Source organism: Streptomyces sp. NPDC003042, assembly GCF_053591315.1.
Window position 1 is genome coordinate 22,502 of the sequence record NZ_JBSFTP010000016.1, and the last position, 24,215, is coordinate 46,716.

Here is a 24,215-nt window from a genome sequence, read left to right on the forward strand (position 1 = left end):
TGCTATATGGCTACGAAGAAGATCACGATCACGGTGCCGGAGGAACTTTTGGAGTCCATCCGTTCCCGGGTGGACGCACGAGGGGTGTCCGCGTACATCGCGGAAGCCGCGGCGCACGCGGATGCGATGGACAAACTGAGCGAGCTGTCGGAGCTGCTGGAGAGGGAATACGGCCCCTACAGCGACGAGGCGTACGAGGCTGTGCTCGACCGCATCGCGGCGATCGACGCGCGCCACGACGAGCGCCGTGCCCGTGAGGCGGCGGATGGGCGCGCGGACGAGCGCGCCGCATGACACCTCGCTCCGGGCGGCGGCTCCCTTCGCGCCGTCGTACGTTCGTCTTCGACTGTGAGGCCCTCTCCAAAGCCGCTCGCGGTGACGAGACGCTGGGTCTCTTCCTCAAGGCCTCATCGCAGTCGGGGATCCACGTCGTCACGTCGCCGCTCACCATCCTGGAGGCCTGTGATCCACGGGCGGGCGCACGGAGCAAGGCGTGGGACTCGACACTGTCGCGGATCGAAGTCGTCTATGTCGACGAGGCCATCACCACGACCGCGCTGAAACTCCTCAAGCACGCGGGCTTGCACGGGCACAAGTACGCGATCGACTCCGTCCTTGCTGCGGTGGCGCTCCAAGCCGCCGAGCGCGGCGACGACGTTGCTGTGCTCACGTCTGATGTGGACGACATGGGGCGCTTCCTCGCCGGGCATCCCGTAGAGATCGAGCCCCTCTAGACAGCCTCAGTCGAACCACCGGTCGCGAGCCAGTTCCGGCGTGCGGGACGGGTCCTCCAGGAGGGCCGCGACCTCGAAGCGGCGGGGCCACTGGCCCGCCGACCAGGCGAGGCCGGCCGCCACGCCCTCCAGGGTGGAGGCGTGCAGGGTGCCGTCGGGGGTGCGGCGCCAGTCGAGTTCGGTGCCGCCCGCGATCAGTTCCTCGTGCTCGACGTACGTCGACGGGGTCGACGGGCCCAGGAGGGTGCGGACCGGCTCGGGGACCTCGTGCACCTCGCCCGGCGTGGTGACCTCCGCCGGGACCGTGTCCGACAGGCGGGGCACCTGGAGCAGCTCCGCGAGGTCCGCCGCGCGGGACGGGGCCACGGGGAGCAGCGGGAGGCCCGACGTCAGCGGCAGCAGGTCCGGGGCGTCCGCGATCACCGCGTCGGCCGCGTCGACCACCACGACCTCGCCGTCCACCACCGCGCGCAGCTCGTCCGGGAGGGTGACCTGCTCGGGGTCCAGGTCGGCCAGCGCCCCGTACAGCCCGTGCAGCTGGCGGCCCGACACCTCGCGGTCCGGGTCGGCGAGCCGGCCCAGCAGCTCGGCGGCGCCGCCCGGCTCGTCCAGCAGGGCCGGCACGGTGGTGCGTACGCCCAGAGCGCGCAGGACCTGCTCGTCCTCGAAGCCGGTGGCGTCGGCCGGGGTGTAGAGGCCCTCCAGCAGGGGGTCGCCCCCGGCGGCGCGCAGCCCGGCGGGGCGGCGGCCGTCGAGCACCGGGTGGTCGCGCAGCCACCAGGCGGTGTACGGGCGCACGGACTGGGTGGTGCCGTCGGGGAGCAGGATGCGTACGGGCTGCGTCAGCGCGTCGCGCAGCGGGGGCTGCGCGAGCATCGCCAGGGCCTGGGGCCAGCGGTCGTCGTCGACGAGGTCGAGGTCGCGGACGGCGACGATCTCGGTGGCCACCGGCGGCACGTGGGACTCCGGCAGCTGGTCGAGTACGTCCTCGCACCACACGTCGACCGCGTCGAGCAGGCCGACGTCGTCGGGCTCGGCGAAGTCGCCTTCGCGGGGCTCCAGTTCGTCCGGGTCGAGGACGACGTCGCTCGCGCGGACCAGCTGGAAGGCGGTCAGCACCCCGCAGGCGGCGAGGGTCTCGCCGTCCCACCGGGCGGCGAGGTCGGCGTCCAGGTACGGGATCTCGTCCTCGCGCAGGACGGAGGCCAACGGGCTGCCCGCGAGGAGCAGTTCGCCCGCCGGGGTGAGTTCGCCGTCCTCGTCGGGCAGGGCCAGCGCGCCCAGCCAGGGCTCGTCGCCGGGGTTCAGAGCGGCGTCGCGGACCAGGGTGAGGACCACCTCGGCCAGTTCCTCCGCGTCCAGCGCGTCCTCGTCCCAGATCTCGCCCGCGTCGAGGGAGGCGGCCACGGCCGCGCGGACCTGCGGAGTCGTCAGGACGGCCCGCGCGCTGGCGGGGAGCGCGCCCAGCTTCTCCAGCAGCGGGTGCGCGGCGTCCGGGTGGGCCACCTTCAGGCCCAGGCGGGCCAGGCTCTCGGGGGCGGTGTCGGCGCCGGGCAGCAGGATGTGGCGCGGCCCGATGGCGGTGCGCCCGTCGGCCAGCGGCACGGGCAGCCCGGAGAGCCGGTCGGGGTCCACCCCGGCCAGGCTGTCGTAGAGGCGGTGCCACCACTGCGGGGTCCGCTCGATGCCGGCGATCCGCTCGATGGCGTCGCCGAGGGGGAGCCGGCCGACGCCCAGCGTGCGCAGCTCGGAGCGGCGCTCCAGGCCGGCCGGGAGCAGGGTCGGCAGCACCTCCGCGAGGACGCGTACGGTGTCGGCGCCCGCGCCTTCCACGACCTCGGCCTCGAAGGGGCGCAGGGCGTGCCGGGCCCTGGGGCGGTCGTGGGTCTCGTGGGTGTCGTGGGTGTCGTGGTGTTCCTCGGGCTCCTGCGGCGGGGCGGCCGGGGCGGCCGGCGCGAGGAAGGCCGTACGGGGGAGCCGCTGGAGCACGGCGGCGCGCAGGGCCCCGTCCAGCTCGCCCTTGCCGAGCGGGCCGGGCACCAGGTCGATCAGCGCGGTGCTCACCGGGTCCCAGGCGCCGAGGAGCTCGGCGTACGCGTCCGCCGCGCGCTCGGTCAGGAAGTCGGTCAGGGGTCCCGGCGCGGGGTGGCGCCGGGAGGTGTCGAGGGGCAGCGACGCGATGAGCAGCGCGGGGATGCCCAGCGGCTCGTCGGTGGGGGTCGGCGCGTGCACGACGGGCGCGGTGCCGGGGCGTTCGGGCGCGCCGTCGGCGTCCACGGGCACGGCCCAGGTGACGGTCCAGACGGGCCGCAGCCGCTCCTCGACGGGCCGGTCGGCGAGCAGGGCCCGCTCGATGGGGCCGCTGTGGCGGACGGTGCGCCAGCGGTGCGTACCGGATGCGGTGTCATCGATGACGGTGTACGGGCCCTCGGTGCGCCGGTGGAGCGTACGGGTGCCGCCGGACGGGGTCTCGACGATCACCTCGCGCAGCCCGGGGAGGGTGAGGAGCAGGGCGTCGTCGATGCCGGCCAGGAGGCGCTCGACCAGGTCCTCGGCGGCGGGGTCGCGCAGTGGGAGGACCACGACGGTGTCGTAACCCTCCGGAGCGGTGCCCTCGGCGGGCAGCGGAAGCCGCAGCAGTGGGACGTGACCGTCGCGGCGGCGCAGCTCGTCGCCGAGGCCGGGGCTGCCGTTGGCGGCGTCCCGGGCCAGTTCGCGGGCCTCGGCCAGCGACCAGCGGACACCGCCGTGGCGGCCCAGCACGGCCGGCTCGTCGGAGACGGCCAGGACGGCCGCGAAGCCGACGCCGAAGCGGCCGACGGTCTCGGCGGCGTCCCCGGCTCCGGCGGCTCCGGCGGCTTTCGCGGGCTCGCGCTTGGCGGAGGCCCGAAGGGTGCTCAGCGACTCCACGCCGGTCGCGTCCAGCGGGGCACCGGTGTTGGCGGCGGCCAGTACAGCGTGACCGTTCACACCGGGGTGCAGGGTGAGCCGCAGCCGGCCGGGAACCCCGCCGCGGGCGGCGGCGTCGGCGGCGTTCTGCGCCAGCTCGACCACGAGCCGGTCGCGGTAGCCGCCGAGGGCCAGGTCCTCCTCGGCGTTGGCGTCCTCACGGAACCGGGCCGGGCCCGCGCCCCAGGCGTCGAGCACCCCGCGCCGCAGCCGGGCCGTGCCGAAGGGGTCCACGCCGGTCTGGGCCGCTGTCACTCGCACGCTCACGCCGCTGCCTCCATGCTGCTGCCGTACCTCTGCCGTACTGCTTGCCGTACTGCTGCCGTACTGCCTTCAAGAATGCCGAGCCCTGAAGTCCTGAAGGTATCGCGTGGGGCGGGGCGCCCCTTACGCCGTGCCCGTGACGTGCGAAGGAGCCCCCGGCGACCAGAGGTCACCGGGGGCTCCGAACAGGGTGCGCGTCCGCGGTCAGAGCCGCTCGATCACGTAGTCGACGCACACGGTCAGCGCCTGGACGTCCGCCGGGTCGATCGCCGGGAACATCGCGACACGGAGCTGGTTGCGGCCGAGCTTGCGGTACGGCTCGGTGTCCACGATGCCGTTGGCGCGCAGCACCTTCGCGACCGCCGCCGCGTCGACGTCGTCGGAGAAGTCGATCGTGCCGATGACCGCGGAGCGCTTGTCGGCGTCCTGGACGAACGGGCTCGCGTACTTCGACGCCTCCGCCCAGCCGTACAGGTTGCGCGCGCTGGCCGCCGTACGGCCGGTCGTGAAGTCCAGTCCGCCCTGGCTGTTCATCCACCGCAGCTGCTGGTCCAGCAGGAAGAGGGTGGAGAGCGCCGGGGTGTTGTACGTCTGGTTCTTCAGCGAGTTGTCGATCGCCGTCGGCAGGGAGAAGAACTCCGGGATGTGCCGGCCGGAGTCGGCCACGCGCTGCGCCCGCTCCAGGGCCGCCGGGGAGAACGCGGCCAGCCACAGGCCGCCCTCCGAGGCGAAGGACTTCTGCGGGGCGAAGTAGTAGACGTCGCTCTCGGTGATGTCCACGGGCAGACCGCCGGCGCCCGAGGTCGCGTCCACCAGGACGAGGGACCCGGCGTCGGCGCCCGCGACCCGCTTGACCGGCGCCGCGACACCCGTCGAGGTCTCGTTGTGCGTGTACGCGTACACGTCCACGCCCGCCTCGGCGACCGGCTCCGGGTGGGTGCCCGGCTCCGAGGAGATCACGGACGGCGCGTCCAGCCACGGCGCGAGCTTCGCGGCCTTGGCGAACTTGGAGGAGAACTCGCCGAAGGTGAGGTGCTGGGACTTCTGCTCGATGAGCCCGTGCGTCGCGATGTCCCAGAAGGCGGTGGAGCCGCCGTTGCCCAGGATCACCTCGTAGCCCTCGGGGAGGGAGAAGAGGTCCCGGATGCCCTGGCGCACCGAGCCGACCAGGTTCTTGACCGGGGCCTGGCGGTGTGAGGTTCCGAGCAGGGAGGTACCGGTGGCGGCGAGGGCGTCCAGCGCCTCGGTCCGCACCTTGGAGGGGCCCGCGCCGAAGCGTCCGTCGGCGGGCTTGATGTCAGCGGGAATCTGGATCTCAGCCACGAGCGGAGCGTATCGGGTCCCGGTCCGCGCCTTGGAACGGAGTCCACTCGATGAGACGCAGGGGCCCCCGATGTAAGGCAAAACACGCGGTGATGGTCCTTACCCACCCCTTAGTCTGGATGCATGCCCGCACCTTCCTCGTCCCCGACGACCTCCCCCGCCCCCGCCGCACCCGTCGCCGCCGCTGCGGTCCAGGCCCCCGCCCGGGGGTCCCGGTTCGGCCCGGTCGCGCTGGTGGTCTCGGCCGGGGTGTCGGTGCAGTTCGGGGCCGCCCTCGCGGTCGTGATCATGCCCAGGGCGGGAGCGGCGGGCGTGGTCACGCTGCGCCTGGCGGCCGCCGCGCTGGTGCTGCTGGTCCTGTGCCGCCCCAAGGTGCGCGGCTACACCCGTGCGGACTGGGGCACGGTCGTCGCCTTCGGCGTGGCCATGGCCGGCATGAACGGCCTCTTCTACCAGGCCATCGACCGCATCCCGCTCGGCCCCGCCGTGACCCTGGAGGTCCTCGGCCCGCTGGCCCTGTCGGTGATCGTCTCGCGGCGCCTGGTGAACGTGCTCTGGGCGGGCCTCGCGCTGGGCGGGGTGGTGCTGCTGTCCGGCCACGGCGGTGGCGGCTTCGGCTTCGGTTCCCTCGACCCGGCGGGCGCGGCCTACGCGATCGGAGCGGGCGCGATGTGGGCGGCGTACATCGTCTTCAGCGCCCGAACCGGCCGCCGCTTCCCGCAGGCGGACGGCCTGGCCCTCGCGATGGCGGTGGCGGCGGTCCTCTCGCTGCCCCTGGGCGTGCTCGAGGCGGGCTCCGACCTGCTCGTCCCGAGCACCCTGGCGCTGGGCGTGGGCGTGGCCGTGCTGTCCTCCGTCCTCCCGTACACCCTGGAACTGCTCGCCCTGCGCCGGATGCCCGCCCCGACCTTCGCCATCCTGATGAGCCTCGAACCGGCCATCGCGGCCACCGCCGGCTTCCTGGTCCTGAACCAGGCGATGTCGGCGCTCGACGCGCTCGCCATCGCCCTCGTGATCGCGGCCAGCATGGGCGCGGTCCGCTCCCAGCTCGGGCTCGGACGCGGGAAGAAGGCGGTCTGATGGACGCCGCCGCCGTCGACACCCACCCGGCCGAGCCCCTGCAGGCGCGCCGCCCGGCCCTCCGTGACGCCTTCGCGGACCGCCTGGCCGCCCACGACACGGGCAAGGGCCGCCTCCGCTTCCGCAGCCCGGACCGGATCGACTTAGACCTGATCCGCGACCTCCTGCGCACGACGGCCTCGGCGCCGCCCGGTCCCGTCTGCGCGTAGCGCGCCGACGGGCACGCCGCCCGCCTCAGGACGGGGCACGTCACGCGACCCACTCCGTACTCCGTTGCCGCTCAGATCAATCGGCGGCGGTCATGGCTCCGGACATGAGGACTCATGCCGTCCAGCGCGTCCAGCAGCCGGACCGCGTACACGTCGGCCATCCGTTCCGATGTCTCTTCGGGAGCGAGCCAGTTCGCCGCGGTGAACTCCTCCGACGCCCGTTCGCTCCCGCCGGACGGCTTGCAGCGGAAGACCAGGGCGACAACGCCCCGCGTCGTGTTCTTGTAGACCCCAGTGAGCCCGTCCACCTCGACTTCGATGCCGGTCTCCTCCAGCCCCGTCGGCGCCGGTGACCTTGCCGCGGTTGAAGACGGCGAGGGACCGGAGCCCGTCGATCTCGGCGGCCCGAGCAGGGGACAGGCCGCCGGGTTCGCCGGTCTCCAGCGCGGTGGCGTACGCGGTGAGCGCGGTCGCGTCGAGCTCGGGATGCAGGGAGGTGAGAGGCTGGGAGAAGTCGGCTGAGGCTACGCCAGGTCATCCTCTGCGCCGAGTGACATGAACGTGTGTGCGCTCTGGGCCCGGAGCGGAGCATTCGGTATCGGCGCGACATCGGTGATGTTTCCCGGTTTCCCGGTTTTCCGGGCGTACGGCTGAAATGTGCCCTGCGGCCCGGACCGCCGCGCGGTCCGGGCCTCTCGGTGTCGATCAGGCGATGGCGCGGGCGCGTCGCTCCCAGGCGTCGATACGGCCGACGACCGTGCTGACCTGCTTGAGGGCGGCGGCGATGTCCTTGACCGGACCGCGCAGCTCCCTGCTCATGCCGACCATCGACTTGATCGCCGTGCCGAAGGCGGTGATGCCTTCCATGGCCTGCCGCGTCCCCTCGGCGGTTCCGATCAGTCCACTGATGAACTCCTTTTCGCTGTCGCCACGTTCGTCCGGCGGCGTGGCCTGGTGGAAGTCCAGTGCGGCATTCACGGCGGTGTCGACATCGCCCATCCGCTCGGCGAATCGCGTGGCGCTGTCCCTCAGGTCTGCGGCCGGTCCGCTGATGGACGAGGCGTACTTCATCAGCAGCGGCATACGGGCACTCAGTGGGAAGCCCGGCTGGTTGGCCCGTTCCATCTCCGGGGTGGATTCCTCGGTTGCCGTGGCGATGCGAGCGAGTGCCGCCGCCATGGCGTCGGCGTCCTCCGTCAGGGCATCCATCTGTTCCTCGATCGCGATGAATCGGTCGATGAGCCCAGGAGCGTCCTCGTCCACCGGCTCGTCGTCGGGGGCGCCGCCCGGTGCGTCGTCGGAGACCTGCAGTCCCCGCTGAATCCTGGCGGGTGTCAGCAGGTCGAAGCCGTTGTGGATGCCTTCGTGCAACGCCTTTTCCAGGCTCCGGCGCGCATCCATGAGGCCGCCTCGAGTACGGGTGAACCGGATGGTGCGGATCGGGGAGATGTCGAACGGGAGCTGTCCGTTCTCCCCGATGTGGATCGTGGGCTTGCCTGTGACGTGGCGCAGACCGAGTTCGTACATGACGTTGGCGTTGCCACCACCCACATCGGCGATGACGATGTCGTCCATGAGGACGTGACGGCAGATCTGTTCGGTGATCTCCCCGGCGCCGGCGAGCTCGTCCGCCCGAACCGGGACGATGCCGAATTGTGCGCAGGCCGGCCGGATGACCTTGTCGAAGACGTCGAACGCGGCCTCGTACGCCTGTGCGGCCTCAGTACCGGGGGTGGCGAGGCTGTCGCCGATCGGACCGATGACGAAGCAGCTGAGGGTGCGGTCCTGCGCGTCGGCTGCCTCGGGGGTGACTGCGGTGGTGACGGCGGTGGTCATGGCGGTCATGCGCGGTACTCCTCTTCTTCGCGGTGGGCGGCGTGCTGGATTTCGGCCGCGTAGTCGGCGCCGGCCTCCAGATCGATGGCGTAGACGGGCCTCTCCTCGATGCCCAGGGCCCGCAGGACGAAGGACGTCGGAATGCGGTAGCGGCGGCCGAGCCGCAGGACGGGGCACGGGAAGCGGCCCAAGCGGATCAACTTGTAGGCGGTGCCCGGGCATACCCCGAAGGCCCTCGCGGCGGTACGGAGATCCATGCTCAGCGGGAGGTCGAAAGCCTCCGCGAACGACAGCGGGGGACCTTTGCGCTCACTCATCGGTGCCCTCCGGCGGGTCGCAGTGACAGGGTTCCGATCAGCGTTCCCTCACCGGGCCTGCGGGCGCGGTGGACGATGTCCCGCAGACCCAGCCCTTGGGCGAGCGCACCGATCCGCTCGCCCTCGATCTGCGAAGGGGAGGCCGTGAACCGGATCGGGGCGGACAACCCGTCCGGGCGGTCGGGCGGGGCGACCTGGAGCTCCCAGCCCTGCTCCGGCTCCGTGACCGTGTCGGTCGGCCGGCGGGCGAGGCGGGCCGCCGCGACCGCCGCGATGTCCGCCACGCGTGTCTCCTTGGCGGACTGGCGTGCCAAGGCCCATGCTCGGCTGCTCGCGGCCTTGGCCAGCGCGTCGCCGACACGCTGTTCCTGCGGATCGATGGTCTGCAACCGTTCGAGGAGGCCCAGCACGGCCTCGGCCTGGATGTCGGCCGGATCGGCCCCCAAGCGTGCCGCGGACTTGTGCACTGTGCGGTACAAGCGCGGCAACGCCAGCCAGATGGCCAGCAGGCGCCACGGCCCGCTGTCCGACACCTCCTGTTGAGCCTCCGAAACGACCTGCCGCCAGATGGCGCGGCGAAGTTCTTCGTCCCCTTCGGGGCCGTAGAGCACATCCCGGGCCGCCGCCGGAGTCAGCCTCAGGACGCGGCGATCGGCGCCGGATACGACGAGGGCCGGCGGCTCGGGGGAGAAGGTGACGAGTCGCCTTCCGATCGCGTCGAAGACGCGGTTCGACATGATCGGAGTCATGAGCCCGCTCCCCGGTCCAGGACGATCCGGTACAGCGCGTCCGCCGCCTCCGCGGAGACCTGTGCGAGGTGCTTCAGGGCAAGGGCGTAGTCGAGGCCGTCCGAGAACGGGGGGAGCACGATCGACCTGTACGTCCGGGGAGGCGCGGCCTGCACGGCCGGGGAGGGCCCGATGTGGAGGAGGCTCCCGGAGGGGCGGGGAACGTACACCCATGCGGGCTGCGAGAAGCGCTTGCCGGGCACCGTCGCGTCCACCTTGAGACAGTGGGCAGGATGCAGGGTGGTGTGTCCGCCCAGCACCACATCCTCGTAGACGCGCTGGGAGATGATGGCCGCGACGTGGGTGGCCTCCGGTTCGGCCTGCGCAAGGGCCTGTTTGACGGGTACGGAATCCAACAACCGGTGGGTGTCGTTCCGTGCGGTCCCGTTGCCGTCGCCCGGCGATCCGTCATCCGGCAGCGGTCCGAGGTGGACGGCGACGCGGAGGCGGACGCGTGGGCCGGGCGAGCTGGCGTTGTGCTTGACGAGTTCCTCCTCCAGTACATCGAGGAAGGGCGAGAGGACTGAAGGGAGGGCGCAGTGATCGAAACCGAAGACGATTCCGTCACCCGTGCTCGCGGGGAAGCGCTTGGTGTCCCACAGTTCGCCCATCCCCGCCGTCACGAGTGCTCGGTGCACGAGGTCGGGAATCAGCGCACTCATCGGTGCGAGCTGCACGTCCGCCAGCTCGGTGAAACCTACGAGGTCGAATCCCAGAATGCCTAGTGGAGCAGGCAAAGCACCGCTCGTGCGGCACGGTTCGGGCATGGCGAATCTCCTGACGGAGGCGAAAGGTGGTGGTGGCCGCGAGCGCGGCCGCTTCCGAGCATGCGCGTGCTTCCCGATGTCCAATGGGCAGCATTGACCACTCGGAGCGTGAAGCCGGTCACGCGCGGGGCAGGGCGCTAGGCGAGGGGTTCCCCGGCCAGGATCCGGAGCGTTCCCAGGTCCCTGACGTTGATCAGGCGCCGTCGCACGTCCACGGCTCCTGACGTGCGCAGCGCGTTCAGAGCCAACTTGACGGCGCCGGGGGAGGCTCCGATGGCGGTCGCGAGCTCCGCCTGTGTCCAGCCGAGGATGAGGCGGGACGGGGCGGAGGTGTTGATCAGGCTGAGAAGGAGCCGCGCCAGTCGGACCTGCACCGGGAGGCTCCACTGCTCGCTGTGGGCGACATCCTGTTCGTGCTGCCTCGCCAACACGTGGCGGTAGAGCGCGGAGGCGAACTCGCCCCGCTCCATGCGACGCAGGAACCGATCCGATCGCAGAAGTACCGTCGTACATGGACTGACGGCGAAGACATGGGCGTTGCGTGCGGCACCGTTCACGACGGACATGTCCCCCAGTAGCGAACCGGGACCGCGGTGCGCCAGCCAGAGCTCCGTGCCGTCGGCCCTGCCGAGCACGACGCGGGCCAAGCCGCTTGTGAGAAGTAGGACGTACGCCCCGTCGTCTCCCTGCCGCAGCATTCGCTCGCCCGGCTTGAAAGGCCGGCGGATTCCCTCGCTCTGCAGCTCCGCGAATGCGTCTGTGGTCACGGCGCGCCCCTTCCCCCTCCCTCGGCCAGGACTCCCGGCCCCTCTCTGGCGAGAGGTATGTCCGGGCCCGGCCGCAGCCATGCGCGGAGTCACCGGGACGAGCGAAGAGGGTGCGTCAAACCGAATGTGGATGTGAGCCGAGCAACTCGCCCACCAATCAATGGGGTTGAAGGTTACTTCCCTTCATCATCCCCTACCCAAAAAAGAATGCAAGCTTGCTTGATTGTTTTGCGCGCCCCTGCCAGTCTTCCCCTCACGCCGAGAGGGGAGCGCCACCGTGCCCGATCCGTCCGCTGCCGCCGTCTTCGCCGATCTACGGGAGGAGGGGCGTGAACTCGACTCCATAGTAGGCGAGTTGCCCGGCCCCGACTGGGCCCGGCCGACCCCCGCGCCCGGCTGGAGCGTCGCCCACCAGATCGCCCACCTGCACTGGACCGACCGGGCCGCGCTGCTCGCCCTCACCGACGCCGAGGGCTTCGGGCGCATGGTCGAGGAGGCCCTCAAGGCCCCCGACTCCTTCGTCGACGAGGGCGCGGAGGAGGGCGCGGCGCTGCCGCCCGGCGAGTTGCTCGCCCGCTGGCGGGCCGGGCGGGCCGCGCTCGGCGAGGCGCTCGGCGTCGCCTCGCCCGACACCCGCTTTCCCTGGTACGGGCCGCCGATGAAGGCCGCTTCGATGGCGAGCGCCCGGCTGATGGAGACCTGGGCGCACGGTCAGGACGTCGCCGACGCGCTCGGCGTACGCCGGACCCCGACGGCCCGGCTGCGCCACGTCGCTCGGATCGGGGTGCGCGCCCGCGACTACGCGTACGCGGTACGGGGACTGCCGGCTCCGGACCAGGAGTTCCGGGTGGAACTCGTAGCGCCGGACGGGGACGGGCCGTGGACGTACGGCCCCCCGGACGCCGCCCAGCGCGTCACGGGCCCGGCGCTCGACTTCTGCCTCCTCGTGACCCAGCGGGCCCACCGCGCCGACCTCGCCCTCACGGCCACCGGCCCCGACGCCGACCGCTGGCTGGACATCGCCCAGGCCTTCGCGGGCCCGGCGGGCCCCGGCCGCGCCCCCAAGGCGCCTCGATGACCCGCCGCCCGCTGCGCATCGGCAACGCCTCGGGCTTCTACGGGGACCGCTTCAGCGCGCTGCGCGAGATGCTGACCGACGGCCCTCTCGACGTCCTGACCGGCGACTACCTCGCCGAACTGACCATGCTCATCCTCGGCCGCGACCGCCTGAAGAACACGGACCTCGGTTACGCCAAGACCTTCCTGCGCCAGCTGGAGGAAGCACTCGGACTCGCACACGAAGGCGGCGTACGGATCGTCGCGAACGCGGGCGGGCTCAACCCGGCGGGCCTCGCCGACGCCGTCCGGGCGCTGGCGGCCAAGACCGGGATTCCCGTCTCCGTCGCCCACGTCGAGGGCGACGACCTGATGCCGTACGCCGACGGCGCCCTGACCGCCAACGCCTACCTCGGCGGCGCCGGGATCACCGCCTGTCTGCGGGCCGGCGCCGACGTCGTCGTCACCGGCAGGGTCACGGACGCGGCGCTGGTCAGCGGACCGGCCGCCTGGTGGTTCGACTGGGCGCCCGACGACTACGACCGGCTGGCGGGAGCGGTGGTCGCCGGACACGTCCTGGAGTGCGGAACCCAGGCCACCGGCGGCAACTACTCCTTCTTCACCGCCCATGACGTACGCCGCCCCGGCTTCCCCCTCGCGGAGATCTCCGAGGACGGCACATCGGTGATCGCCAAGCATCCGGGGACCGGCGGAGTCGTCTCGACCGGTACCGTCACCGCCCAACTCCTCTACGAGACCCAGGGCGTCCGCTACCTCGGCCCGGACGTGACGGCCCGCCTGGACACCGTCCGCCTGACGGACGCGGGCCCCGACCGGGTACGCATCACCGGGGTCGAGGGGGAACCCCCGCCGCCCACCCTCAAGGTGGGCGTCACCCGCATCGGCGGCTGGCGCAACGAGGTCGTCTTCGTCCTGACGGGCCTGGACGTCGAGGCGAAAGCCGCCCTGGTCCGTGCCCAACTGACCGAAGCACTGCAGGACGTGGCCGAGTCCACCTGGACCCTGGCCCGTACGGACCACGCGGACGCCGCGACCGAGGAGACGGCGAGCGCCCTGCTGCGCCTGGTGGTCCGCGACCCCTCCCCGGACCGCGTCGGCCGCGCCCTGACCTCGAAGGCCATCGAACTGGCCCTGGCCAGCTACCCCGGCTTCCACGTCACCTCCCCACCCGGCCCGGCCCAGCCGTACGGCATCTTCTCCTCGTCCACGACCCCGTCCACCTGGGTCCCCCACACGGCGGTCCTCCCGGACGGCACCCGGTATCCAGTTCCGGGGGCGTTTGAGGCACGGGGGTCCGGGGGCGCAGCCCCCGAAGGGGTCCGGGGCGCAGCCCCGGTTGCGGGAAGGGGCGGGGTGGGGGACAGCCTCGCAGGGCCCATTCACCACACCCCCACGGGCGCACCGGCAGGGCCCATTCACCACACCCCCGCGGGAGCACCGGCAGGGCCAACCCGCCGCGCCCCCCTGGGCGCACTGGTCGGGGCCCGCAGCGGCGACAAGGGCGGGGACGCCAACATCGGCGTCTGGGTCGAGACCGACGCCGCCTGGCACTGGCTCCACCGCACCCTGACGGTGGAGACCCTCCACCACCTGCTCCCCGAGACCCGCCCGCACGCGGTGGAGCGCCACGCCCTGCCCAACCTCCGCGCCCTGAACTTCACCGTCCCCGGCATCCTCGGCGACGGCGTGGCCTCCGGTCACCGGTTCGACCCCCAGGCCAAGGCCCTCGGCGAATGGCTCCGCTCCCGCCACCTCGACATCCCGGTCCACCTGCTGCCCGCACCGGAGGTGCCCGGCCCATGACCCGTCTCACCACCACCGTCGACCCCCTCGCCGCCGACCACCTCGCGGCCCGTACCGCCGCCCTGGAGCGCCTCGACGCCCTCCACGCCGAGCACGCCAAGGCCCTCGCCGGCGGCGGCGAGAAGTACACCGCCCGCCACAAGACCCGCGGCAAGCTCCTCGCCCGGGAGCGCGTCGAGCTGCTCCTCGACCCGGACACCCCGTTCCTGGAGCTTTCCCCGCTCGCCGCCTGGGGCAGCGAGTACCCGGTCGGCGCCTCCATGGTCACCGGCATCGGTACCGTCGAAGGCGTCGAGTGCCTGATCACCGCCAACGACCCCACCGTCCGCGGCGGCGCCAGCAACCCCTGGACCTTGAAGAAGGCGCTGCGGGCCAACGAAATCGCCCGGCAGAACCGCCTTCCCTGCGTCAGCCTCGTCGAGTCCGGCGGCGCCGATCTCCCTTCCCAGAAGGAGATCTTCATCCCGGGCGGCGCGATCTTCCGTGACATCACCCGGCTGTCGGCCGACGGCATCCCGACCATCGCGGTCGTCTTCGGCAACTCCACCGCCGGAGGCGCGTACATCCCCGGGATGTCCGACCACACCGTCATGATCAAGGACCGTTCCAAGGTCTTCCTCGGCGGACCGCCGCTGGTCAAGATGGCCACCGGCGAGGAGAGCGACGACGAGTCCCTCGGCGGCGCCGACATGCACGCCCGCACCTCCGGCCTCGCCGACCACTACGCCCTCGACGAGTACGACGCGATCCGCCAGGCCCGCCGCGTCGTGGCCCGCCTGGGCCACCGCAAGGCCCACCAGGATCCGCCCGAGGCCGAGGAACCCCTCCACGACCCGGAAGACCTCCTCGGCATCGTCCCCCCCGACCTCAAGACGCCCTTCGACCCGCGCGAGGTCATCGCCCGCATCGTCGACGCCTCCGACTTCGACGAGTTCAAGCCCCTCTACGGCACCAGTCTCGTCACCGGCTGGGCCGCCCTCCACGGCTACCCGGTGGGCATTCTCGCCAACGCCCAAGGCGTGCTGTTCAGCGCCGAGTCGCAGAAGGCCGCCCAGTTCATCCAGCTCGCCAACCAGCGCGACATCCCGCTCCTCTTCCTCCACAACACCACCGGCTACATGGTCGGCAAGGAGTACGAGCAGGGCGGCATCATCAAACACGGCGCGATGATGATCAACGCGGTCTCCAACTCCCGCGTCCCCCACCTCTCCGTCCTCATCGGTGCGAGCTACGGCGCCGGCCACTACGGCATGTGCGGCCGCGCCTACGAGCCCCGCTTCCTCTTCGCCTGGCCCAGCGCCAAGTCCGCCGTCATGGGCCCCCAGCAGCTCGCGGGCGTGCTCTCGATCGTCTCCCGGCAGTCCGCGGCCGCGAAGGGCATCCCGTACGACAAAACGGCCGAAGAGGCCGACGCCGGCATGCGCGCCTTCGTCGAGGCGCAGATCGAAGCCGAGTCCCTGCCCCTGTTCCTGTCCGGGCGGCTGTACGACGACGGGGTCATCGACCCGCGCGACACCCGTACCGTCCTCGGCCAGTGCCTGTCGGCCGTCCACAACGCCCCCGTCGAGGGCGCCCGTGGCGGCTTCGGCGTCTTCCGGATGTGAGCCCGCAGATGACCATCAACTCGCTCCTCGTGGCCAACCGCGGCGAGATCGCCGTCCGGATCTTCCGCACCGCCCGCGCCCTGGGCCTGGCCACCGTCGCAGTCCACTCCGACCCGGACGCCGACGCCCTGCACGTCCGCGACGCCGACGCGGCCGTACGCCTGCCCGGAGCGGCCCCCGCCGACACCTACCTGCGCGGCGACCTGATCATCAAGGCCGCCCTCGCCGCCGGCGCCGACGCCGTCCACCCCGGCTACGGCTTCCTCTCCGAGAACGCCGACTTCGCCCGCGCGGTCCAGGCCGCAGGCCTGACCTGGATCGGCCCGCCCCCCGAGGCCATCGAGGCCATGGCGTCCAAGACCCAGGCCAAGGACCTCGTGCGCGCCGCCGGGGTGCCGCTCCTCGACCCCGTCGACCCGGCCACCGCCACCACCGCCGACCTGCCCCTCCTCCTCAAGGCCGCCGCCGGGGGCGGCGGACGCGGGATGCGCGTGGTCCGCGACCTCGACGGCCTCAAAGAGGCCCTCGACGCGGCCTCCGCCGAAGCCCGTTCCGCCTTCGGTGACGGGGAGGTCTTCGCCGAGCCCTACGTCGAGCGCGGCCGGCACGTCGAGGTCCAGATCCTCGCCGACGTCCACGGCACCGTCTGGGCGCTGGGCACCCGCGACTGCTCCCTCCAGCGCCGCCACCAGAAGGTCATCGAAGAGGCCCCGGCCCCCGGGCTCCCCGAGTCGCTGCGCCAGACCCTCCACGCCTCGGCCGTCGCCGCCGCCCGCGCCGTCTCGTACCAGGGCGCGGGCACCGTCGAATTCCTGGTCACCGCCGACGGGCGTCCGTACTTCCTGGAGATGAACACCCGCCTCCAGGTCGAACACCCCGTCACCGAAGCCGTCTTCGGCCTCGACCTCGTCGCCCTCCAACTGCGCATCGCCGAGGGCGCCGCCCTGCCCCCGACACCCCCGGAGCCCACCGGGCACGCAGTCGAGGCCCGCCTCTACGCCGAGGACCCCGCCCAGGACTGGCGCCCGCAGACCGGCGTCCTGGAGACGCTCGCCTTCCCCTCCGCGGTCCGCGTCGACACGGGCTTCACCGACGGCGACACCGTCGGCATCCACTACGACCCGATGCTCGCCAAGGTCGTCGCCCACGCCCCCACCCGCGCGGAGGCCGTCCGGGTCCTCGCCCACGCCCTGGCCGGAGCCCGCATCCACGGCCTGACCACCAACCGAGAGCTGCTCGTACGATCCCTGCGGCACCCCGAGTTCACCGCCGGCCGGCTCGACACCGGCTTCTACGAGCGCCACCTCCCCGCCCTCACCGACGGTCCCCCCGACGCCACCCTGGCCGCCCTCGCCGCCGCCCTCGCCCAAGCCGCCCCGACCCCGGACGCCCCCCTCACCGCCCGCCTCGGCGGCTGGCGCAACGTCCGCTCCCAGCCCCACACCCGCCGCTACACCGAGTCCGGCACCGAATACACGGCGGTCTACCACCCCCTCGACCACCCCGGCGTCCAGGTCATCTCAGCAACCCCCACCCTCGTGACCCTCGAAGTCGAGGGGATCCGACGCCTGTTCCACGTGAAACAAAATTCGAACAAGCCGGAGATCTACGTCGACTCCGTCCTCGGATCCCACACCCTCACCCCCGTCCCCCGATTCCCCGACCCCCAGGACCGCACCGAACCGGGCTCCCTACTCGCCCCCATGCCCGGCACCGTCGTCCGCGTCGCCGAAGGACTCGCCCCCGGCTCCGCCGTCACCGCCGGGCAGCCCCTGCTCTGGCTGGAGGCCATGAAGATGGAACACCGCATCCTCGCGCCCGCCTCCGGCACGCTCACCGCGCTCCACGCCGCCACCGGCCAACAGGTCGAGTACGGCGCCCTGCTCGCCGTAGTCCAGGAGGAACCGCAAACATGAGCACTCTCGAAACCGACGAGCACAAGGCCCTGCGCACGGCGGTCGCCGCCCTCGGCCGACGCTACGGACGCGACTACCTCGCCCGCGTCGCCCGCGAAGGCGGCCACCCCGACGAGCTGTGGGCCGACGCCGCCAAGCTCGGCTACCTCGGGGTGAACCTCCCCGAGGAGTACGGCGGCGGAGGCGGCGGCATCGCCGAACTCGCCATCGTCCTCGAAGAACTCGGCGCCGCGGGCTGCCCCCTCCTCATGATGGTCGTCTCACCGGCCATCTGCGGCACGGTCATCTCCCGCTTCGGCACCGACGCCCAGAAGCGGACCTGGCTCCCCGGCCTCGCCGACGGCAGCCTCACCATGGCCTTCGGCATCACCGAACCCGACGCCGGATCCAACTCCCACCGCATCACCACCACCGCCCGCCGCGACGGGGACGACTGGCTCCTGACCGGCCGCAAAGTCTTCATCTCCGGCGTGGACATCGCCGACGCCACCCTCATCGTCGGCCGCACCGAAGACGCTCGAACGGGACGCCTCAAGCCCTGCCTGTTCATCGTCCCCCGAGAGGCCCCCGGCTTCGCCCACTCGCCCATCGACATGGAACTCCAAGCGGCGGAAAAGCAGTTCGAACTCACCCTGGACGACGTCCGCCTCCCCTCCTCCGCCCTCGTCGGCGACGAGGACGCGGGCCTCCTCCAGCTCTTCGCCGGCCTCAACCCCGAACGCATCATGACCGCCGCCTTCGCCATCGGTATGGGCCGCTACGCCCTCGCCAAGGCCGTCGACTACGCGAAGACCCGCCAGGTCTGGAAGGAACCCATCGGCGCCCACCAGGCCCTGGCCCACCCCCTCGCCCAGTCCCACATCGAGCTGGAACTGGCCCGCCTCATGATGCGGAAGGCCGCCCACCTGTACGACGCGGGCGACGACACGGGCGCGGGCGAGGCCGCGAACATGGCCAAGTACGCCGCAGCCGAGGCCTGCGTACGAGCGGTGGACCAGTCCGTCCACACCCTGGGCGGCAACGGCCTCACCCGCGAATACGGCCTGGCCTCCCTCATCACCGCCGCCCGCGTGGCCCGCATCGCCCCGGTCAGCCGCGAGATGATCCTCAACTTCATCTCCCACCAAACCCTGGGCCTCCCCAAGTCGTACTAGCCGAAGCCGAAGCCGAAGCCGAAGCCGAAGCCGGAGCCGGCGGACGGACGAGCTGCCGGGGCCGGGGACGGGGCGGGGTGTTGGCCGGGACGTAAAACGTGATTTGTGGCGCGCCCGAAGGTCGCACCCCTGTGACCCGGATCAGGCGCCATAAATCATGCAGTCCCGGACGACACCCCGCCCCGGCACCGGATCCGGCCCACCCGCACCCCGCCCGGCAGGGCTTCGGCCCACCCGCACCCCGCCCGGCAGGGCCCCGGCCCACCCGCACCCCGCCGGAGGCGACTTGGCGTGGACCAGCAAGGTCCGCATACCCTCCCCGGGGGAGCCCCCGACCCAGCCCGACCCGCTCCGGAGGAGCCATGCCCCCACTCGTGCACGCCGCCAAGGCGCTGGCGCCGGTCACCACCCTCACCCTCGACTCCCCGGCCAACCGCAACGCCCTCTCCGCGCACCTCGTCGCCGAGCTCCGCACCGCCCTCGCGCAGGCCGCCGCGGACCCGGAGGTCCGCGCCGTCGTCCTCACCCACACCGGCACCACCTTCTGCGCCGGCGCCGACCTCAAGTCCCCCTGCGACCCCGCCGATTTCCTGGCCCTGCTCCGTGAGATCACCGAGCTCCCCAAGCCGGTCGTCGCCCGTGTCACCGGCCACGTCCGCGCCGGCGGTCTCGGCCTCCTCGGTGCCTGCGACATCGCCGCCGCCGGGCCGCGGTCCTCGTACGCCTTCACCGAGACCCACCTCGGCCTGGCCCCCGCCGTCATCTCGATGACCCTGCTGCCCAGGCTCGACCCCCGCGCCGCCGCCCGCTACTTCCTCACCGCCGAGGCCTTCGACGCCGCCGAGGCCACCCGCATCGGCCTGCTCACCCTGCACACCGAGGCGGACGACGTCGACACCGCTCTGGCGCCCGTCCTCGCCGGCCTGCGCAAGGCCTCCCCGCACGCCCTGGCCGCCACCAAGGCCATGGTCACCGCCGCCGTCCGCGAGGCCCTGGCCCGCGACGGCGAACGCCTCACCGCCCTCTCCGCGGACCTGTTCGCCTCCGCCGAGGCCCGCGAGGGCATCACCGCCCGCTTCGAGCGCCGGGACCCTTCATGGGCACGATGACCAGCCCCAGCCCACGCCCCCGCCCCCGCCCCGGCGCCGACCCCAAGCAGGCCCGCAGCCGCGTCACCCGACGCCACCTCCTGGAGGCCGCCGTCTCCTGCCTGGCCGAACACGGCTGGGCCGGCTCCACCGTCGCCGTCGTCGCCGAACGGGCCGGCGTCTCGCGCGGCGCGGCCCAGCACCACTTCCCGACGCGGGAGGCGCTGTTCACGGCAGCCGTCGCCCACGTCGCCGAGGAACGCTCCACCGCCCTGCGAGAGCTCTTCCACTCGGCACCGGCCCCGCGCCCGGCCGTCGTCCAGGCCCTGGTGGACCTGTACACCGGCGCGCTCTTCCGCGCCGCGCTCCAACTGTGGGTCGCCGCCTCCAACGAGGAGCAGCTGCGCCCCCAGGTCACCGAACTCGAAGCCCGGGTCGGCCGCGAGACCCACCGCATCGCGGTCGAGCTGCTGGGCGCCGACGAGTCCGTCCCGGGCGTACGGGAGACCGTGCAGGGTCTGCTCGACATGGCCCGCGGCCTCGGCCTGGCCAATGTCCTGACCGACGACACGGCCCGCCGCGCCCGCGTGGTGGCCCAGTGGTCCCGCATCATCGAGACCACCCTGACCACCCCCGGCTAGCGGGAACGGCTCCACACCCCGTGGAGCACGCTCCGCCTACCGGGCCGGGTCCCTCACCGCCCCGCGATGCCCTCGTATCCCTCGATGTCCCGCGGGTCCCGCTGCCCCGGCCCGATGTAGCGGGCCGACGGCCGTACCAGGCGGCCCGTGCGCTTCTGCTCCAGGATGTGCGCCGACCAGCCGGCCGTACGCGCGCACGTGAACATCGAGGTGAACATGTGCGCCGGAACCTCCGCGAAGTCCAGCATGATCGCGGCCCAGAACTCCACGTTCGTCGCGAGCACCCGGTCGGGACGGCGCGCGTGCAGCTCCTCCAGCGCGGCCTTCTCCAACGCGGCGGCCACCTCGTAGCGCGGGGCGTCCAGCTCCTTGGCCGTGCGCCGCAGCACGCGGGCGCGCGGGTCCTCGGCGCGGTACACGCGGTGCCCGAAGCCCATCAGCCGCTCGCCCTTGTCCAGGGCCTTCTTCACGTACGCCACGGCGTCGCCGGTGCGCTCGATCTCCTCGATCATGCCGAGCACCCGGGACGGGGCCCCGCCGTGCAGCGGCCCGGACATGGCGCCCACGGCGCCCGACAGGGCGGCCGCCACGTCCGCGCCGGTGGACGCGATCACCCGCGCGGTGAACGTCGAGGCGTTCATCCCGTGCTCGGCGGCCGAGGTCCAGTACGCGTCGACGGCCTTGACGTGCCTCGGGTCCGGCTCGCCCCGCCAGCGGATCATGAACCGCTCGACGACGGACTCCGCCTTGTCGATCTCCCGCTGCGGCACCATCGGCCGGCCCTGGCCGCGGGCGGACTGGGCGACGTACGACAGCGCCATCACGGCCGCCCGCGCCAGATCGTCGCGCGCCGTCCGCTCGTCGATGTCCAGCAGCGGTTTCAGACCCCACACGGGCGCGAGCATGGCCAGCGCAGACTGCACGTCGACGCGGATGTCACCCGAGTGCACCGGGATCGGGAAGGGCTCGGCGGCCGGCAGGCCCGGGTTGAACGCACCGTCGACCAGCAGGCCCCAGACGTTCCCGAAGGAGACGTGGCCCACCAGGTCCTCGATGTCGACGCCTCGGTAGCGGAGCGATCCGCCTTCCTTGTCAGGCTCGGCGATCTCGGTCTCGAACGCGACGACCCCTTCGAGTCCGGGTACGAAATCGGACATCTGCGGCTCCTCAGATAGTGCGAACACGCGCGGCTCCCGGCGTGATTCGCGGCCCGGCGCGGTCATCCCCGTTGATGCCCGGCACGGCCGATGGTCACCCCCACAGGCACCCTCGGACCGGCCCCCAGATTTTGTCCGTTCGCGATGGCCTGCGGAAGCGTGACATACGGCACACCCCCAGCAGTCGTACTGCGGCAGGATGGGCCGCGTGACCCATCAGGACGTTGACCCCGCCGTCATGCGCAAGCAGTACCGCTCCCTGATCGTCGAGGAGGAGAGCCTCGCGGAGGAGCCGATGCTGCAGTTCGCCCGCTGGTTCCAGCAGGCCGCCGACGGGCACGTCTTCGAGCCCAACGCGATGGTCCTCTCGACCGCGACCCCCGACGGCCGCCCCAGCTCCCGCACGGTGCTGCTGAAGCGGTTCGACGAGCGGGGCTTCGTCTTCTTCACCAATTACGGCTCCCGCAAGGGCCGGGAGATCGACCAGAACCCGTACGTCTCGCTGCTCTTCCCCTGGCATCCGATCGCCCGCCAGGTCATCGTCACCGGCACCGCCACCCGCATCGGCCGCGACGAGACGGCGGCCTACTTCCGCTCCCGGCCGCACGGCTCCCAGCTGGGCGCCTGGGCGAGCGAGCAGTCCCGCGTGATCGCCTCCCGCGCCGAGCTGGACCGCCGGTACGCGGAACTGGAGGCCCGCTACCCGGAGGGCGAGCAGGTCCCCGTACCGCCCGAGTGGGGCGGCGTACGGGTGGCCCCGGACGCGGTGGAGTTCTGGCAGGGGCACGAGAACCGCCTGCACGACCGGCTGCGCTACGTCCTGGACGGCACGAAGTGGCGGATCGAGCGGCTCTGTCCGTAGGCAGCTCCGAGACAGTCCGTAAGCCCTGTAAACACAGACGACCCGCGGGCTCGGGTTTCTCCCCTGCAGTGGGAGAAGCCGGCCGGACGTACCGGCGAGCCCGCGGGTCGGGTGACTGCTGTGGATTGGCGCCTGGCGTTCCCGCCGGGCACCGCACTGGGTGCGTGCGACGACGGGCGCTTAGCCCGCAGCCACCTCACGCGTCCGGAGTTCATACATTTCCGGGATCACCTCCTTTCAGTGTGTGACCACTCTAAGCAGCCCCGTCCTCTGCACTCAATCGAATTTCCGGTGCCAATCCGTAGGTGTATCCATCGGCCCTCCGGAGCAGCCGGAGATTCCGGTGAGAGACATCAAACCGGCAGGTCAGCGCGGTGATGCGATGCTGGCCAGTCGTCCGGACCGCGATGCGTCCCACCCAGCTGCCGGCCCACTTCCCCCGCGGAACCACGGCCCGCACCAGGTCGCCGGTGGAGTACCCGTGGTGGGTCCTGCTCGATACCCCGAACACGGCTTGGGCGCTGGTCACGCTCGAGTTCATTGGCTTCCCCCTCCCTGTAACGAGCGGGTTCCCACCCTTGCGGGTGGGGTTTCCTGCTTCACCACGGACCGCCCCGGCCGAGAGGAGGACTCCCGTTGAGGTCTGACACCCGTTCCACAGGCAGTGACCGCCAGCCCGGCGGCCAGAAGGTTGATCGCTGCGTTCTCGTCCCGGTCGTGGGTCATCCCGCAGCTCTCACATGTCCATTCGCGGACGTTGAGGGGCATCTTGTCGGCGAGCGCTCCGCAGGCCGAGCACAGGCGGGTGCTGGGGAACCACCGGTCGACGGTGATCAGCTCACGTCCGTACCAGGCCGTCTTGTACTCCAGCATTCGCCGCAGCTTCCGCCAGCCCGCATCGTTAATGGCGCCGGCGAGTTTGTGGTTCTTGAGCATGTTGCGGACGGTGAGGTCCTCGATCACGAGCGTTTGGTTTTCGCGCACGAGTCGTGTCGTTAGTTTGTGCAGGTGGTCTCGGCGGCGGTCGGCGATCCGGGCGTAGATCCTCGCAACCCGGGTTCGGGCCTTGGCCCGGTTACTGCTTCCCTTTTGCTTGCGGGCCAGCGCCCGCTGGGCGCGTGCCAAGCGGGCGCGATCCCTTCGTTCGTATTTCGGGTTGGTGACCTTCTCCCCAGTGGAGAGGGTCACTAGGGCCGTCAGCCCGGCGTCGATGCCGACCGCGGACGTGGTGGCGGGCATTGGGGCGGGGGTGTCCTCGCACAGCAGGGACACGAAGCAGCGCCCTGCGCTGTCCTGGGAGACCGTGACCGTAGTCGGCTCCACACCAGCGGGCAGGGAGCGAGACCACACGATCTCCAGGGGCTCGGCCATCTTCGCCAGAGTCAGCCGACCGTCGGCGTAGCGGAACGCACTGCGTGTGTATTCAGCACTCGCCCGGGACTTCCGCTTCGACTTGAAGCGTGGATACTTCGTCCGCTTCCCCCAGAACCCCGCGAACGCGCTCTGCAAGTGCCTGAGCGCCTGCTGGAGCGGAACGCACGATACATCGGCGAGGTAGGCCAGCTCCCCGGTCTTCTTCCAGCCGGTGAGCATTCCCGACGTCTGGACGTAGTTCACCCGCTCCTGACGCGCCCACGCCTCAGTACGGGCCGCAAGCGCGAGGTTGTAGACCTTCCGCACGCACCCGAACGTCCGCGACAGCTCAGCTGCCTGCGTATCGGTCGGATAGAAGCGGTACTTGAAGGCCCGCTTCACGGAATTAGCCCCCATGGCGTGGACGCTAGGGCCAGCCACAATCCGAACACAAGCCCAGGTCAGAGCATTACACACCGAGGCTCGGCGCTGGGGATTCCTTGACCTGCCGAAACCGGGGTTAGGC

Annotated in this window: 21 protein-coding genes and 1 pseudogene; 12 read left to right on the plus strand and 10 right to left on the minus strand. The window is 71.9% G+C overall.

Annotation, left to right across the window (positions count from 1 at the left end):
- Positions 1-6: 6 nt before the first annotated feature.
- Together ACWDYJ_RS11755 and ACWDYJ_RS11760 are read left to right on the plus strand one after the other, a co-directional pair.
- On the plus strand, positions 7-294 hold the full coding sequence (locus ACWDYJ_RS11755; protein ID WP_451565342.1) for a hypothetical protein: 288 nt from the start codon (positions 7-9) through the stop codon (positions 292-294).
- Positions 291-734 (plus strand): hypothetical protein, encoded by a 444-nt coding sequence (locus ACWDYJ_RS11760; RefSeq protein WP_451565343.1) that lies wholly within the window; start codon positions 291-293, stop codon positions 732-734. Before ACWDYJ_RS11755 ends, ACWDYJ_RS11760 begins: the two co-directional genes overlap by 4 nt.
- Positions 735-740: 6 nt before the next feature.
- Here the strand turns inward: ACWDYJ_RS11760 and ACWDYJ_RS11765 are convergent, their stop codons facing one another.
- Positions 741-3,950, minus strand: a complete 3,210-nt coding sequence (locus ACWDYJ_RS11765; RefSeq protein WP_451565344.1) for a sacsin N-terminal ATP-binding-like domain-containing protein — start codon at positions 3,948-3,950, stop codon at positions 741-743.
- Between the two features lie 201 nt (positions 3,951-4,151).
- The gene (gene serC, locus ACWDYJ_RS11770) at positions 4,152-5,270 is read right to left on the minus strand and encodes a phosphoserine transaminase (RefSeq protein ID WP_451565345.1); all 1,119 of its coding nucleotides are present in this window, start codon (positions 5,268-5,270) and stop codon (positions 4,152-4,154) included.
- Positions 5,271-5,393: 123 nt separating this feature from the next.
- Between serC and ACWDYJ_RS11775 the strand changes: the two genes are divergently transcribed.
- The gene (locus tag ACWDYJ_RS11775) at positions 5,394-6,350 is read left to right on the plus strand and encodes an EamA family transporter (protein WP_451565346.1); all 957 of its coding nucleotides are present in this window, start codon (positions 5,394-5,396) and stop codon (positions 6,348-6,350) included.
- Entirely contained in the window at positions 6,350-6,559 is a 210-nt protein-coding gene (locus ACWDYJ_RS11780) for a hypothetical protein (RefSeq protein WP_451565347.1), read from the plus strand. The genes ACWDYJ_RS11775 and ACWDYJ_RS11780 overlap by 1 nt, the downstream gene beginning before the upstream one ends.
- 71 nt (positions 6,560-6,630) lie before the next feature.
- Here the strand turns inward: ACWDYJ_RS11780 and ACWDYJ_RS11785 are convergent.
- The 6 genes and pseudogenes from ACWDYJ_RS11785 to ACWDYJ_RS11810 all read right to left on the minus strand — a co-directional run.
- Positions 6,631-6,891 (minus strand): annotated as a pseudogene (locus ACWDYJ_RS11785) (NUDIX hydrolase); the annotation flags it as partial.
- Positions 6,892-7,264: 373 nt separating this feature from the next.
- The gene (locus ACWDYJ_RS11790; RefSeq protein WP_451565348.1) at positions 7,265-8,404 is read right to left on the minus strand and encodes a hypothetical protein; all 1,140 of its coding nucleotides are present in this window, start codon (positions 8,402-8,404) and stop codon (positions 7,265-7,267) included.
- Positions 8,401-8,712: a helix-turn-helix domain-containing protein gene (locus tag ACWDYJ_RS11795; RefSeq protein WP_451565349.1), complete on the minus strand. Its 312-nt coding sequence runs from the start codon at positions 8,710-8,712 to the stop codon at positions 8,401-8,403. Before ACWDYJ_RS11795 ends, ACWDYJ_RS11790 begins: the two co-directional genes overlap by 4 nt.
- The gene (locus ACWDYJ_RS11800) at positions 8,709-9,461 is read right to left on the minus strand and encodes a hypothetical protein (RefSeq protein WP_451565350.1); all 753 of its coding nucleotides are present in this window, start codon (positions 9,459-9,461) and stop codon (positions 8,709-8,711) included. Before ACWDYJ_RS11800 ends, ACWDYJ_RS11795 begins: the two co-directional genes overlap by 4 nt.
- A complete protein-coding gene (locus ACWDYJ_RS11805) occupies positions 9,458-10,267 on the minus strand; it encodes a hypothetical protein (protein WP_451565351.1) in 810 nt (269 codons plus the stop codon). Before ACWDYJ_RS11805 ends, ACWDYJ_RS11800 begins: the two co-directional genes overlap by 4 nt.
- 137 nt (positions 10,268-10,404) lie before the next feature.
- On the minus strand, positions 10,405-11,034 hold the full coding sequence (locus ACWDYJ_RS11810; RefSeq protein WP_451565352.1) for a Crp/Fnr family transcriptional regulator: 630 nt from the start codon (positions 11,032-11,034) through the stop codon (positions 10,405-10,407).
- A gap of 277 nt (positions 11,035-11,311) precedes the next feature.
- Here ACWDYJ_RS11810 and ACWDYJ_RS11815 point away from each other — a divergent pair, with 277 nt between their 5' ends.
- The 7 genes from ACWDYJ_RS11815 (at position 11,312) to ACWDYJ_RS11845 (ending at position 20,317) form a co-directional block, all read left to right on the plus strand.
- Positions 11,312-12,112: a TIGR03084 family metal-binding protein gene (locus tag ACWDYJ_RS11815; RefSeq protein WP_451565353.1), complete on the plus strand. Its 801-nt coding sequence runs from the start codon at positions 11,312-11,314 to the stop codon at positions 12,110-12,112.
- Positions 12,109-13,914: an acyclic terpene utilization AtuA family protein gene (locus ACWDYJ_RS11820; protein WP_451565354.1), complete on the plus strand. Its 1,806-nt coding sequence runs from the start codon at positions 12,109-12,111 to the stop codon at positions 13,912-13,914. The genes ACWDYJ_RS11815 and ACWDYJ_RS11820 overlap by 4 nt, the downstream gene beginning before the upstream one ends.
- Positions 13,911-15,518 (plus strand): acyl-CoA carboxylase subunit beta, encoded by a 1,608-nt coding sequence (locus ACWDYJ_RS11825; RefSeq protein WP_451565355.1) that lies wholly within the window; start codon positions 13,911-13,913, stop codon positions 15,516-15,518. Before ACWDYJ_RS11820 ends, ACWDYJ_RS11825 begins: the two co-directional genes overlap by 4 nt.
- Before the next feature lie 8 nt (positions 15,519-15,526).
- A complete protein-coding gene (locus tag ACWDYJ_RS11830; protein ID WP_451565356.1) occupies positions 15,527-17,434 on the plus strand; it encodes an acetyl/propionyl/methylcrotonyl-CoA carboxylase subunit alpha in 1,908 nt (635 codons plus the stop codon).
- A complete protein-coding gene (locus ACWDYJ_RS11835; RefSeq protein ID WP_451565357.1) occupies positions 17,431-18,588 on the plus strand; it encodes an acyl-CoA dehydrogenase family protein in 1,158 nt (385 codons plus the stop codon). Before ACWDYJ_RS11830 ends, ACWDYJ_RS11835 begins: the two co-directional genes overlap by 4 nt.
- Positions 18,589-18,950: 362 nt before the next feature.
- On the plus strand, positions 18,951-19,697 hold the full coding sequence (locus ACWDYJ_RS11840; RefSeq protein WP_451565358.1) for an enoyl-CoA hydratase family protein: 747 nt from the start codon (positions 18,951-18,953) through the stop codon (positions 19,695-19,697).
- The gene (locus tag ACWDYJ_RS11845; protein WP_451565359.1) at positions 19,685-20,317 is read left to right on the plus strand and encodes a TetR/AcrR family transcriptional regulator; all 633 of its coding nucleotides are present in this window, start codon (positions 19,685-19,687) and stop codon (positions 20,315-20,317) included. The genes ACWDYJ_RS11840 and ACWDYJ_RS11845 overlap by 13 nt, the downstream gene beginning before the upstream one ends.
- 53 nt (positions 20,318-20,370) lie before the next feature.
- Here ACWDYJ_RS11845 and ACWDYJ_RS11850 read toward each other — a convergent pair whose 3' ends face one another.
- Positions 20,371-21,474 (minus strand): citrate synthase 2, encoded by a 1,104-nt coding sequence (locus ACWDYJ_RS11850; RefSeq protein WP_451565360.1) that lies wholly within the window; start codon positions 21,472-21,474, stop codon positions 20,371-20,373.
- Positions 21,475-21,673: 199 nt separating this feature from the next.
- On the opposite strand from ACWDYJ_RS11850, the gene pdxH reads away from it, so the two are divergent.
- Positions 21,674-22,336, plus strand: coding sequence for a pyridoxamine 5'-phosphate oxidase (gene pdxH / locus ACWDYJ_RS11855; protein WP_451565361.1), 663 nt, complete (start codon positions 21,674-21,676; stop codon positions 22,334-22,336).
- A 537-nt stretch (positions 22,337-22,873) separates the two neighbouring features.
- Here pdxH and ACWDYJ_RS11860 read toward each other — a convergent pair.
- Positions 22,874-24,106, minus strand: coding sequence for an RNA-guided endonuclease InsQ/TnpB family protein (locus ACWDYJ_RS11860; RefSeq protein ID WP_451565362.1), 1,233 nt, complete (start codon positions 24,104-24,106; stop codon positions 22,874-22,876).
- Positions 24,107-24,215: the final 109 nt, after the last annotated feature.

Excerpts from the sequence above, each read along its gene's own strand:
- ACWDYJ_RS11755 (WP_451565342.1), top strand. The coding sequence starts at position 7 with ATGGCTACGAAGAAGATCACGATCACGGTGCCGGAGGAACTTTTGGAG.
- ACWDYJ_RS11760 (WP_451565343.1), top strand. The coding sequence starts at position 291 with ATGACACCTCGCTCCGGGCGGCGGCTCCCTTCGCGCCGTCGTACGTTC.
- ACWDYJ_RS11775 (WP_451565346.1), top strand. The coding sequence starts at position 5,394 with ATGCCCGCACCTTCCTCGTCCCCGACGACCTCCCCCGCCCCCGCCGCA.
- ACWDYJ_RS11780 (WP_451565347.1), top strand. The coding sequence starts at position 6,350 with ATGGACGCCGCCGCCGTCGACACCCACCCGGCCGAGCCCCTGCAGGCG.
- ACWDYJ_RS11790 (WP_451565348.1), bottom strand. The coding sequence starts at position 8,404 with ATGACCGCCATGACCACCGCCGTCACCACCGCAGTCACCCCCGAGGCA.
- ACWDYJ_RS11795 (WP_451565349.1), bottom strand. The coding sequence starts at position 8,712 with ATGAGTGAGCGCAAAGGTCCCCCGCTGTCGTTCGCGGAGGCTTTCGAC.
- ACWDYJ_RS11800 (WP_451565350.1), bottom strand. The coding sequence starts at position 9,461 with ATGACTCCGATCATGTCGAACCGCGTCTTCGACGCGATCGGAAGGCGA.
- ACWDYJ_RS11805 (WP_451565351.1), bottom strand. The coding sequence starts at position 10,267 with ATGCCCGAACCGTGCCGCACGAGCGGTGCTTTGCCTGCTCCACTAGGC.
- ACWDYJ_RS11820 (WP_451565354.1), top strand. The coding sequence starts at position 12,109 with ATGACCCGCCGCCCGCTGCGCATCGGCAACGCCTCGGGCTTCTACGGG.
- ACWDYJ_RS11825 (WP_451565355.1), top strand. The coding sequence starts at position 13,911 with ATGACCCGTCTCACCACCACCGTCGACCCCCTCGCCGCCGACCACCTC.
- ACWDYJ_RS11830 (WP_451565356.1), top strand. The coding sequence starts at position 15,527 with ATGACCATCAACTCGCTCCTCGTGGCCAACCGCGGCGAGATCGCCGTC.
- ACWDYJ_RS11835 (WP_451565357.1), top strand. The coding sequence starts at position 17,431 with ATGAGCACTCTCGAAACCGACGAGCACAAGGCCCTGCGCACGGCGGTC.
- ACWDYJ_RS11840 (WP_451565358.1), top strand. The coding sequence starts at position 18,951 with ATGCCCCCACTCGTGCACGCCGCCAAGGCGCTGGCGCCGGTCACCACC.
- ACWDYJ_RS11845 (WP_451565359.1), top strand. The coding sequence starts at position 19,685 with ATGGGCACGATGACCAGCCCCAGCCCACGCCCCCGCCCCCGCCCCGGC.
- ACWDYJ_RS11850 (WP_451565360.1), bottom strand. The coding sequence starts at position 21,474 with ATGTCCGATTTCGTACCCGGACTCGAAGGGGTCGTCGCGTTCGAGACC.
- pdxH (WP_451565361.1), top strand. The coding sequence starts at position 21,674 with ATGGGCCGCGTGACCCATCAGGACGTTGACCCCGCCGTCATGCGCAAG.
- ACWDYJ_RS11860 (WP_451565362.1), bottom strand. The coding sequence starts at position 24,106 with ATGGGGGCTAATTCCGTGAAGCGGGCCTTCAAGTACCGCTTCTATCCG.